The sequence below is a fragment of the Mesorhizobium sp. LMG17149 genome (genome assembly GCF_024518695.1).
Classification (GTDB): domain Bacteria; phylum Pseudomonadota; class Alphaproteobacteria; order Rhizobiales; family Rhizobiaceae; genus Mesorhizobium.
Genome location: NZ_JANIFL010000006.1, coordinates 533,931 through 544,870 on the forward strand (window position 1 = coordinate 533,931; position 10,940 = coordinate 544,870).

The 10,940-nt window shown below is 62.6% G+C and carries 10 protein-coding genes; 8 read left to right on the forward strand and 2 right to left on the reverse strand.

The window, feature by feature from the left end; translation table 11 throughout:
• Positions 1 to 3: 3 nt before the first annotated feature.
• Entirely contained in the window at positions 4 to 1,923 is a 1,920-nt protein-coding gene (locus tag NP945_RS17375) for a potassium transporter Kup (protein WP_127272417.1), read from the forward strand.
• A gap of 58 nt (positions 1,924 to 1,981) precedes the next feature.
• On the opposite strand, the gene NP945_RS17380 is transcribed toward NP945_RS17375, so the two are convergent.
• Positions 1,982 to 2,875, reverse strand: a complete 894-nt coding sequence (locus NP945_RS17380; protein WP_256747036.1) for an SDR family oxidoreductase — start codon at positions 2,873 to 2,875, stop codon at positions 1,982 to 1,984.
• A gap of 135 nt (positions 2,876 to 3,010) precedes the next feature.
• Between NP945_RS17380 and NP945_RS17385 the strand changes: the two genes are divergently transcribed.
• The 4 genes from NP945_RS17385 (at position 3,011) to NP945_RS17400 (ending at position 7,606) form a co-directional block, all read left to right on the forward strand.
• On the forward strand, positions 3,011 to 3,421 hold the full coding sequence (locus NP945_RS17385) for a helix-turn-helix domain-containing protein (protein ID WP_127320517.1): 411 nt from the start codon (positions 3,011 to 3,013) through the stop codon (positions 3,419 to 3,421).
• A gap of 135 nt (positions 3,422 to 3,556) precedes the next feature.
• A complete protein-coding gene (locus tag NP945_RS17390) occupies positions 3,557 to 4,759 on the forward strand; it encodes an NAD(P)/FAD-dependent oxidoreductase (RefSeq protein ID WP_256747037.1) in 1,203 nt (400 codons plus the stop codon).
• A 25-nt stretch (positions 4,760 to 4,784) separates the two neighbouring features.
• Positions 4,785 to 5,150, forward strand: coding sequence for a hypothetical protein (locus tag NP945_RS17395; protein ID WP_256747038.1), 366 nt, complete (start codon positions 4,785 to 4,787; stop codon positions 5,148 to 5,150).
• A gap of 11 nt (positions 5,151 to 5,161) precedes the next feature.
• Positions 5,162 to 7,606, forward strand: coding sequence for a CHAT domain-containing protein (locus NP945_RS17400; protein WP_256747039.1), 2,445 nt, complete (start codon positions 5,162 to 5,164; stop codon positions 7,604 to 7,606).
• 36 nt (positions 7,607 to 7,642) lie between these two features.
• Here NP945_RS17400 and NP945_RS17405 read toward each other — a convergent pair whose 3' ends face one another.
• On the reverse strand, positions 7,643 to 8,368 hold the full coding sequence (locus NP945_RS17405) for a glutathione S-transferase family protein (RefSeq protein WP_256747040.1): 726 nt from the start codon (positions 8,366 to 8,368) through the stop codon (positions 7,643 to 7,645).
• A 95-nt stretch (positions 8,369 to 8,463) separates the two neighbouring features.
• On the opposite strand from NP945_RS17405, the gene NP945_RS17410 reads away from it, so the two are divergent.
• The 3 genes from NP945_RS17410 to ilvC all read left to right on the forward strand — a co-directional run bounded on the left by NP945_RS17410 (position 8,464) and on the right by ilvC (position 10,769).
• The gene (locus tag NP945_RS17410; protein WP_127398663.1) at positions 8,464 to 8,922 is read left to right on the forward strand and encodes a MarR family winged helix-turn-helix transcriptional regulator; all 459 of its coding nucleotides are present in this window, start codon (positions 8,464 to 8,466) and stop codon (positions 8,920 to 8,922) included.
• A gap of 148 nt (positions 8,923 to 9,070) precedes the next feature.
• Positions 9,071 to 9,724 (forward strand): TetR/AcrR family transcriptional regulator, encoded by a 654-nt coding sequence (locus tag NP945_RS17415; RefSeq protein WP_256747041.1) that lies wholly within the window; start codon positions 9,071 to 9,073, stop codon positions 9,722 to 9,724.
• Positions 9,725 to 9,749: 25 nt separating this feature from the next.
• The gene (ilvC, locus tag NP945_RS17420) at positions 9,750 to 10,769 is read left to right on the forward strand and encodes a ketol-acid reductoisomerase (protein ID WP_013531065.1); all 1,020 of its coding nucleotides are present in this window, start codon (positions 9,750 to 9,752) and stop codon (positions 10,767 to 10,769) included.
• The last annotated feature ends 171 nt before the right edge of the window (positions 10,770 to 10,940 follow it).

The window sequence follows — 10,940 nt, forward strand, 5'->3', positions numbered from 1 at the left end:
TCCATGGCCCTTACCAACACTGGTAGTGAGGCAGAACCCGTCGAACAATCGAGCCATTCGGAAGTCGAACAGCACAGCACCAAGGTTCTGATGCTGGGCGCGCTCGGTGTCGTCTATGGGGATATCGGCACCAGCCCGATCTACGCCTTTCGCGAGGCGCTGGTGGCGTCGTCGGGCGGCAATGTCGCCCAGCGCGGCGATATTCTCGGCGTGCTGTCGCTGATCATCTGGTCGCTGACGATCATCGTCACCATCAAATACATCATGTTCGTGCTGCGCGCCGACAACCGCGGCGAGGGCGGCGTGCTGTCGCTGATGGCGCTGGCGCGCGGCAGTTTCCCCAAACGTTCAGCATTGATGCTCGCTATCGGCATCGTCGGGGCATCGCTTTTCTTCGGTGACGCCGTCATCACACCGGCGATTTCGGTGCTGTCGGCGGTTGAGGGCATGAATGTCGTCACGCCGACCTTCCAGCCCTATGTCGTGCCGCTGACATTGGTCATCCTTGCCATGGTGTTCGCGGTGCAGCGCTTTGGCACGGGCGGGGTGGGATTGGTGTTCGGCCCGGTGACCGCGGTATGGTTCCTGGCCATCGGCCTTTCCGGCCTCAACCACATCATCGCCGATCCGGAAATCCTGTGGGCGGTGAGCCCGCACTACATCGTCGCCTTCCTGATCAATTCGCCCGATGTCGCCTTCGTGACCATCGGCGCCATCTTTCTCGCCGTGACCGGCGCCGAAGCGCTCTATGCCGATCTCGGCCATTTCGGCCGCAAGCCGATCGTGCTGGCCTGGCTGGCGATCGTGTTTCCCTGCCTGCTGCTCAATTATGCCGGGCAGGGTGCCTTCGTGCTGGCCAAGAATGGCGTCGTCGGCCATCCGTTCTTCGAGATGAACGAAGGCTGGACGCTGATCCCGATGGTCGTGCTGGCGACCGCCGCTACCGTCATCGCCAGCCAGGCGGTGATATCAGGCGCGTTCTCGCTGACCAGGCAGGCGGTGCAGCTCAACATGCTGCCGCGGCTCGAAATCCTGCACACGTCGGAGAAACAGTCCGGCCAGATCTACATGCCGCGCGTCAATCTTCTGCTGGCGCTGGTGGTGATGATGCTGGTGGTCGGCTTCGGCGAGTCCAGCAGGCTGGCGTCGGCCTACGGTATTTCGGTGACCGGCAACATGCTGGTGACGACGGTGCTGCTCTATGTCGTCATGACGCGCATCTGGAAATGGCGGCTATGGGTGGCAATCTCGCTTACGGCGCTGTTCGGCTTCATCGATGTCGGCTTCTTTGCCTCCAACATCGTCAAGGTGTTCGAGGGCGGCTGGGCCTCGCTGGCCGTGGCCTTCACCGTCGTGCTGGCCATGTGGACCTGGGTGCGCGGCAGCCGCTATCTGTTCGACAAGACCCGACGCAACGAGATCCCGCTGGATTTCCTCGCCGGCAATCTGTTGAAGAAGAAGCCTCAGCTGGTGTCAGGCACCGCCGTGTTCCTGACCAGCGATCCGCTCAGTGCGCCAACTGCACTGATGCACAGCCTGAAGCACTACAAGGTGCTGCATGAGCAGAACGTCATCCTTTCGGTGGTGACCGCGCCGCAGCCGGTGGTGCCCGACAGCGACCGGGTCAAGATGGAGACGGTCAACGAGCTGTTCATGCGCGTGACGCTGACCTTCGGCTACATGGAGCAGCCCAACATCCCGCGCGCGCTGGCGATCTGCCGCAAGCAGGGCTGGAAGTTCGACATCATGACGACCTCGTTCTTCCTGTCGCGGCGTTCGCTCAAGGCCTCGCCCAATTCCGGCATGCCGGTGTGGCAGGACCGGCTGTTCATCGGCCTGGCCCGCACGGCGGCGGACGCGACGGAGTATTTCCAGATCCCGACCGGGCGCGTGGTGGAGATCGGCACGCAGGTGGCGATCTAGGGGCATGCCGGATCGGCGAATGGACTGTGCCTCACGGCACAGTCCATGTCACTCCGCTTCAACCGGCCAGGGCGACCTTGTTCGCCTCGAGGAATTGCTTCAACGTCTTTGGCGTCCTGCCCGAAAGCGACTCGATTGCGTCGGTCACCATGGCGATACGGCCGGCGCGCGTGTTGGCGTCGAAGGACACGATGACCTCAGCGAAATCCTCGGGAACGCCTGATGCCTTCACGCCTTCGGTCAAGGCTTCATCCGAAACCTGGACGACATCGAGCGGCTTGCCGGTGACCTCGCTTACCAGGGCGGCAATCTCGGCCGTGGTGTAGGCCTGCGGGCCGGTCAAGGTGTAGGTCTTGCTTTCGTTCGAAACGGCAGCGAGACCGGCGGCGATCGCTGCTGCCATGTCGTCGCGCGCACCAGGCGCAACGCGGCCCTCGCCGGCGGACGTGTACCATTTTCCCGAAGCGATCGCGTGCGGCAGGGCCATGAACAGGTTCTCCTGGTACCAGCCGTTGCGGAAGATCGTGTAGGGGATGCCGCTCGCTTTGATCGCCTGCTCGGTGCCGTAGTGATCATTGGCAAACAGCACCGGCGAAACCGGTTCCGGGTTGGGCATCGAGGTGTAGAGAAGGTGGGAAACACCGGCCTTTTTAGCGGCGGCAACCGCGTTCTGGTGCTGCCTCAGGCGCTTGCCGTGTAGCAGGTCGATCTCGCCGGTCGAGATGATCAGCACCCTGTCGGCGCCCTTGAAAGCAGCCTCCAACGATAGTGTGTCGTCGAAGTCAGCCGCCCTTGTGATGACGCCTCGCGCCGCCAACTCGGCAAGGTTTTCCGGATTGCGGGTGGTGGCGATGATCCGGCCCGCGGGGACCTTGAACGTGTCCAGCAGGTGGTTGATGACGCCGCGGCCGAGCTGGCCGGAAGCGCCGGTGACGAGAAGGGTTTGGGTCATGGAAGATCCTGACATTGCGCCGCTAAGGCGGTTCGAGTGCTGGTCTCAAAAAGAGACCAGCACTAAAATAGGAATTGACCCAGAGCCGTAAAGAAGGCAGTTTTTCGGGAGGTAGGCACGCGCAGGGAACCAGCGGTGGACAGCAAGATTGTCAATCTGAGATCGAAGTTGGAGGTCTACAAGGCAGTCTCCGGCGGCGGCAACTTCTCCAATTGTCCGGTCCGCGAGGTCATACAGGGCGTGAGCGGCAAATGGAGCTCGCTGCTGATGATGGCTTTGGCCGAGCAGCCCTATCGCTTCGGCGAGTTGCGGCGGCTGGTGCCTGACATTTCACAGCGCATGCTGACGCAGACGCTCTACGATTTGCAGCGCGACGGCTATGTGCATCGTGAGGTGTTCCCGACCAAGCCGCCGAGCGTCGAGTACAGCCTGACCGATCTCGGGCATTCGATGTTCGGCGCCTTGCATCAGCTGATCCTGTGGGCCGAGCTCAATCATGATGCGGTGCGCGGCGCACGCGCCGATTTTGATGCCGCCCAGGGCTGACCTGCGGCGCAAAGCCGTTGGTGACGGCTTGATTTCGTCCCGCCGCTGAAGGATTGTCCCGGCCAATCCGGCTTTGGGGGCACTGGCATTTCCTATGATATCGCAATTGCAGGCGCCGGGCCGGCGGGACTGGCCGTGGCGCTCTATCTCAAGCGTGCCGGGCATCGGGTCACGGTCTTCGAGCGCTTCGATGAACCGAAGCCGGTCGGCTCCGGGCTGATCCTGCAGCCGACAGGGCTGACGGTGCTGGCCGATCTTGGCCTGCTTCCCGACATACTGGCGCTGGGCAGCCGCATCGACCGCCTGCATGGCGCCGATGCTTCCACTGGCCGTACGGTGCTCGATGTCCGCTACGACGCGCAACGCGGTGGCCGCTTCGGGCTGGCGGTGCACCGGGCGGCTTTGTTCGGTGTGCTTTTCCGCGCCGCGCAGAGCGAGGCGATCGCCATCGAGACCGGCGTCGAGATCGAGGCCCTGGAGACCGGCGAACGGGCGACGCTGATCTGTGGCAACGGGCGGAGGGCAGGGCCATTCGATCTGGTCGTCGACGCCAGCGGTTCGCGCTCGAAACTGCGCCGCGAAAGCGCTCCAGGCGAGCCGCGGCCACTCACCTATGGCGCGTTCTGGGCCTCGCTCGGCTGGCGCGGCGATGGTTTCGACGAGCACGCGCTGCTGCAACGCTACGACAAAGCGAGCGTGATGATCGGCGTGCTGCCGATCGGCCGGCCGCAGCCGGGCGCTGAAAAGATGGCGGCCTTCTTCTGGAGCCTGAAGCCGTCGGATGCCGATGAGGTGCGCGTTCGCGGCCTGAACGCCTGGAAGGAGAGGGTGGTCCGGCTGTGGCCGCAGAGCGAGGCATACACCAGCCAGATCGACAGTTTCGACCAGCTCTCGCTGGCCCGCTACGGCCACCACACGATGAAGCTTCCGGCCGGTAGGCGATTGGCCGTCATCGGCGACGCGGCGCATTCCACCAGTCCGCAACTCGGGCAAGGGGGCAACATGGCGCTGCTCGACGCGGCGGCGCTCAGCCATGCGCTGGCGCGGGCGTCAAACGTCGAGGCAGCACTGGAAGTCTATGCGAGGGCGCGGCGCTGGCATGTCCGCATCTTCCAGGCGCTGTCGCTGGCATTCACGCCGTTCTACCAGTCGGATTCGGTGGCGCTGCCCTTCATCCGCGACAGGCTGGTGGCGACGGTGGCAAAAATCCCGCCGGCGCCGCAATTCCTTGCCTCGATGGTGGCGGGCACGGTGGTCGATCCGTTCAAGCGGATCGGACTCAAGGAAACACGGTGGGATTTCGGACAAAATCCGGGTCATGATACGACCGCATCCTAGAGTTTTTCGCCTCAGACCGATCCGCATGAACGTTGTCATCTCCAGAGTCCGAAAATCGCTAGACCTGATGCGGGTCGTTGCGTCTGTCCTCGCCACGTCGGTCGTGATGCTGCCCTTGCCGCAGGCGCAAGCCCAGACGTCAGGTCAGGCCAGCCAGCAGGCTCCGGCAGACAGTGAAGCGGCGCTGAAGGCTCGGATCGATGCGGCCTACAAGCTGATGATGGAGGTGGCGCGTTTCGACGACGGTTACGTGCAGTTGCGGGCAGCGCTGCTCGATGCGGCCAGGAGCGACCTCTATGAATTTACGGTCGAGAGTTACTCGAACGCCGGCGCGACATTTCTCAACAACCAGATCCTCGACAACGCCGAGAGATTTTTGCCGAAGGCCTGAAAACCAGGGCGATGCAGCAGGATGTCGCGAAGCGTGCCGATTTCTATCTCAATTACGCAATGCTGAAACAGGCCGAGAAAGACTATCAGGGCTTCGTTTCCATGTGCGCTACAGCAACCAATCTTTACGCCCGCTATCATGGCACGGAATCCCCGGAACTCATGTATGCCAACGATGTGCTGGCGACAGGGATCGCTGCATTCGGTCAAATCGCTGCGGTGATCAACGTTGACCAGCGCAATCTGGAGATTGCGGAGCGGGTGCTTGGCCAGGACGATCGCTTCACCTGGAAGCTGCAGAACAATCTGGCCGACATGCTGCGTCAGATCGGGGCACCGACACGCGCCTTACAGTACGACCTGAATGTGCTCGAGAAACGTATCGGCTACTACGGGCCAAATCACTTCAACGTTCTGGTCAGCGCCAACAACACGGCTCAGGACTATCTCGACCTCGCCAAGTACGACGAGGCCTTGGGCTATTTCCAGCAGGACCGGGATATCGCTGTCGTCCTCAAGCAGGAAGGCAATTTGATTGAGCAGGCCGATGCCTGGCTGCTCTACACCAGGGCTCTTTCCGGTGCACAGCCGCTCGACGCGCCGACGCTCGCACGCTTGCTGCCGCTGACCAACGACGCGAGTTATCCCGAGATATTGGCAATCAAGATCGCCAACCTGCTCGCCGCGCATTTCGCCGCCATGGGCGATACCGAAAACAGCATGAACCAACTCGGTCGGGCCTATAGCATCGCCGGATCGACATACGGCTCGGTACACCCGCTGACCTTTGCCGCGCGGCAGGCCATGGCCAACCTCAAGGCGAAGTCGAATCCCGAGGCTGCAGCCACCGATTTTGCGGCTCTCAACGATGACATGTTGCGTTGGAATTGGTTCCAGGTGAGCACGGCCGCCAACCCGGTCGTCGCTGAAGCCAGCCGCGCCTTGGCCGATGACATGCTCTACGATTATGCGCGGCTGGCAAAAAACAACGCATCGGCAGTGCCGGCATTCGCTGAAGCGGTGCGTCGCTGGCCGACACTCGAAAACGACAAACGGGATCAGTTGCGCAGACTGTCGCGTTTGATCGATCCGAACGATATGGAGACACGGCATTTGATCCAGGCCGGGATACGGCTGTCCCTGGCCTACCAGGAGGCTGCTTCCAGTGGCGACAGTGCCGACGATCCAGGTGCGGTACAGCCCGACCAGGCTCAGGCGGCGTACGAAAAGGCGATCACGAGAGTCACGACGAAGTACAGATTCGACCAAAGCGTGGTGGACAAGCCACTGCCATCCGCAAACACGCTGCTGCAGCCCAACGAGGCGCTGATCGATTATTTCATCACTCGCAAGTGGCGGGCGGACCGCGAGAGCACCGATCCGCTGGAAGACGAACGGCTCTACGCGATCGTCACGCGCAAGGACCAGCAGCCGTCGCTCTATGACCTCGGCGATCCGCGCCGGCTCATCCCAGCCGCCCGGGAAACCCGCATGGCAAACCTCAGGTCGACCCGCTCCGCGCAGGAGCGTGGCGCTGTGACCCTGGTCGATCTGAACGCGACATTCACAGGGCTTTACGCCGGTCTGATCGCACCTCTGGAGCCGTCGCTTGGCGGCGCCGACACGCTTTTCGTGGTGCCGGACGGCAAGCTGTTTTCGGTGCCATTCCCCTTGCTGCAGGACAGCAAGGGCGCGTCGCTCGATGATCGCTTCCTGGTGCGCATGCTGACCCGACCGGAATCGCTGTTGAACGCAGGCATCGATCAGAGTTTTCCCAAGTCCGGCAAGGCCTTGCTGGCCGGCGGCCTGGATTACGCACGGGGTGCGGAGAAGGGTGCCGAACCGCTACCGGGTACCCGCAAGGAGGTCGACGCGATCGCCTCGATCCTGCACGGCGATCATTATTCGGTCGAGACCCTTACCGGGACGGCTGCCGGCGAACGGGCACTGCGCAAGGACATCGAGCAGGCCACGGTTGCGCATCTCGCCACACACGGTGCCTACCGCAACGAGAAAGAAGGCGGCGTCGGCGCCGTGAATGCGCTGTGGCAGAGTGAGGTCGTGCTGTCCCGGTCTGGAAACCGGCAATCGATGAAGCGCGATGATGATGACGGCCGGCTCTATGGCATGGAGCTGATGATGTGGGATTTGTCGAATCTCGACCTGCTTGTGCTCTCCGCCTGCGAGACGGCCCGTGGCCAGGAGACATTCGTCGGCGGTTTGCGCGGCCTGCCGACGGCAATCAACATTGCCGGTGCGAAGCGCTCGTTGCTAGCCCTTTGGCCTGTGGACGATGCGGGAACCGCTGCCTTCATGGTGAGCTGCTACGGCCATCTCGCCGCCGGGCGGACTTATCCGGAAGCGCTGCGCCAGGCCCGTCGCGATGCCCGCGACGGCGAGATATCAGGCGCGCAGGACCCTCGGGTGTGGGCCGCCTTCGTCATGTTCGAAAACTGACGGCCGCGAGCCAACGCTTGCCCGCGATCGATCCGTTCAAGCGGATCGGGCTGGCCGAAGCGCGGTGGCCGGATTGTTTTGCCGGATGAGCCCTGAAAGGTGCGATCCCTTCGCTTGCAGGAAAGCATGCAGGCGCTGCGGATAGTCCGGCGCCACGGCTTGCCTGATCGACGGGCGCTCACTCAACGCTTTGCGCCAGGCCCGAACGAGCGGCTTGCCGTACAGAATGCCGAAATCACCGATGCGGTCGAAGACATCGAGGTAGCGGAAGACCGGACCGTAAACGGCGTCGACCAGCGAAAAGTGCTTGCTGGCGAACCAGGGTCCGCCGGGCTCGTCCGCCAGCTCGGCTTCGAGGCGATCGAACATGGCGGACAGCGCGCTGGATTCGGCCAGGAAGCCAGCTTCGGTCGAGGCTGAATAGAACCGGCCGATGGCGTTGAGGGTTGCCGAACCGAACTCGATCCAGGCGCGATGACGGGCGCGGGCATAGGGGTCGGCAGGGTGGAGGGGATTGGCTTGCGTCTCTTCAAGGAATTCGAGGATGACGGCCGATTCGAAGATCACCGTTTCCTCGCCATCTCGCTGCACGCGCAGCAGCGGCACCTTGCCGAGCGGCGAGATCGCTTTGAACCAGTCCGGCTTGTTGGCGAGGTCGATATCGATGCGCTCGAACGGCACGCCCTTTTCGGCCAGCGAAATCGCGGCGCGCTGCACATAGGGACAAAGGTGATGGCTGACGAGAATGAGCTTGTGTTTCATGAGATTTTCCAAAGTTAATGCATTTGCATCTATATGGATGCATATGCATCGATCGTCAAGCTTGATGCAGATGCATCTACTGCCTAAGCTTGGCCATGACCGAAAAAGCCACGCCTTCGCCCGAAGCCATCAAGGCCTGGGCTCGCCTGATGCGCGTTTCGCGCCAACTGATGGAAAGCGCTGAAGAAGCGTTGAAGGCCGCCGGCCTGCCGCCGCTTGCCTGGTACGATGTGCTGCATGAGCTCGCCGAGGCGGGCGAGGGCGGGCTGCGGCCGTTCCAGCTCATCGAGCGCACTCTGTTCGCGCAATACAACATTTCGCGGCTGCTGGCCCGGCTCGAGGCCGATGGGCTCGTCGAGAAACTGACGGTGGCCGATGATGGTCGTGGCCAGACCATCCGCATCACCGCCAAGGGCCGCGAGACACGCCGCCAGATGTGGGCTGTCTACGGACGGTCGATCACCGAACTGGTTGGCGCCAAACTGTCGGCGGATGAATTGACCAGGGTCTCCGCACTGCTTGGACGATTGCGCCATCCGCCAGCCTCCGATTAGCGAGGCTTGTCGCGCGGCAACGCATCACTTGGCAGATATTTTGCGCCCGCCCTCTTGCGCGCGGCCTCGGATTGCGCAATATGCCGAACCGTAACGTACGGTACGGCATATTGGAATGACCGGTGGCCCGACCTTTCGAGAGAAGAGCGTGTTGCACAGCGTGCCCGAGATCGACACCAGCGAAGCGCTGACAGAGCGGCAGAAGGCCGTGCTCGACGCAGCGTTGCGGCTGCTGGTCGAAGAGGGCGATCATCTGACCATGACCGCCGTGGCGCGCCGCGCCAGCTGCTCCAAGGAAACGCTCTACAAATGGTTCGGCGACCGTGACGGGCTGCTGACGGCGACGGTGCAGTGGCAGGCCTCGAAAGTGCGGGTGGCGCCGGTTGACGGCAAGGGGCTCGATCTTGCCTCGCTGACCGCAAGCCTCGAACGCTTTGCCTCGGACTGGCTTAAGGTGATCTCCAGTGACACCTCGATCGCGCTCAACCGGGTGGCGGTCAGCCATGCCGGTTCGGGTAAGGACAATCTCGGCGCCGTGGTGCTGGAGAACGGCCGCTTCGCATTGGCCAAACGGTTGAAGCCGGTGCTTGAGGCCGGCCGACGGACCGGGCTTTTGGATTTCGCGGATGCCGAGACGGCGTTCCGCACCTTTTTCGGGCTGGTCGCCCGCGACGTGCAGATCCGTCTGCTGCTTGGCGACCGGCTGGAATTGACTGAGGCGGCGATCGGCGGCGATGCCGCGCGCGCGACGCAGCAGTTTCTCGCTCTTTTCGGAGCAAAAACCGGGCCGCAGGGCCTCTGATTCATAAAACGGGAAGGAAGACAAAATGCGCGTCTATTACGATCGTGATGCCGATCTCAATCTGATCAAGGGCAAGAAGGTCGCCATCATCGGCTATGGCAGCCAAGGCAGGGCGCACGCGCTCAACCTCAAGGATTCCGGCGCCAAGGAGATCGCTATCGGCCTCAAGGCCGGCTCGGCGACCGCCAAGAAGGTCGAAGCCGATGGGCTCAAGGTGATGAGCGTGGCCGACGCCGCCAAATGGGCCGACCTGATGATGATGGCAACGCCTGACGAGCTGCAGGCCGACATCTACAAGAACGAGATCGCGCCGAATATCCGCGATGGTGCCGCTATCGCCTTCGCGCACGGCCTCAACGTGCATTTCGGCCTGATTGAGCCGAAGTCGACGGTCGACGTCGTCATGATCGCGCCGAAGGGTCCCGGCCACACGGTGCGCGGCGAATACCAGAAGGGCGGCGGCGTGCCGTGCCTGGTCGCCGTCAACCAGGACGCCTCGGGCAATGCGCTCGACCTGGCCCTGTCCTACGCCTGCGGCGTCGGCGGCGGCCGTTCGGGCATCATCGAGACCAATTTCCGCGAGGAATGCGAGACCGACCTGTTCGGCGAGCAGGTCGTGCTGTGCGGCGGTCTGGTCGAGCTGATCCGGGCCGGTTTCGAGACGCTGGTGGAAGCCGGCTACGCGCCTGAGATGGCCTATTTCGAGTGCCTGCACGAGGTCAAGCTGATCGTCGACCTGATCTATGAAGGCGGCATCGCCAACATGAACTACTCGATCTCGAACACCGCCGAATGGGGCGAATATGTCTCGGGTCCGCGCATCATCACCGCCGAGACCAAGGCCGAGATGAAGCGCGTGCTGAAGGACATCCAGACGGGAAAATTCACCTCGGAATGGATGCAGGAATACCGCGCCGGCATGTCCCGCTTCAAGGGCATCCGCCGCAACAATGACAGCCACCAGATCGAGGAAGTCGGCGCCAAGCTGCGCGCGATGATGCCCTGGATTTCCAAGAACAAGCTGGTCGACAAGGCCAAGAACTGAGCGAAATCCACAAGCGCTCGAAAACAGCGGAACAAAAAAACGGCGCCAAGTGGCGCCGTTTCAGACTGCTGACAAACCCCTGGCATTTGCTGGGGGTTTTTGATTCACTGGGTCATGTTGAAGCGACCCGCCCCTGAACAGACCGCGCTCGAGATGGTGACGCTGGATCAG

Coding starts and splice junctions, on each gene's coding strand:
- NP945_RS17400 (WP_256747039.1), top strand. CDS start 5,162: ATGCAGCAGGATGTCGCGAAGCGTGCCGATTTCTATCTCAATTACGCA.
- NP945_RS17395 (WP_256747038.1), top strand. CDS start 4,785: ATGAACGTTGTCATCTCCAGAGTCCGAAAATCGCTAGACCTGATGCGG.
- NP945_RS17375 (WP_127272417.1), top strand. CDS start 4: ATGGCCCTTACCAACACTGGTAGTGAGGCAGAACCCGTCGAACAATCG.
- NP945_RS17380 (WP_256747036.1), bottom strand. CDS start 2,875: ATGACCCAAACCCTTCTCGTCACCGGCGCTTCCGGCCAGCTCGGCCGC.
- NP945_RS17410 (WP_127398663.1), top strand. CDS start 8,464: ATGACCGAAAAAGCCACGCCTTCGCCCGAAGCCATCAAGGCCTGGGCT.
- NP945_RS17405 (WP_256747040.1), bottom strand. CDS start 8,368: ATGAAACACAAGCTCATTCTCGTCAGCCATCACCTTTGTCCCTATGTG.
- ilvC (WP_013531065.1), top strand. CDS start 9,750: ATGCGCGTCTATTACGATCGTGATGCCGATCTCAATCTGATCAAGGGC.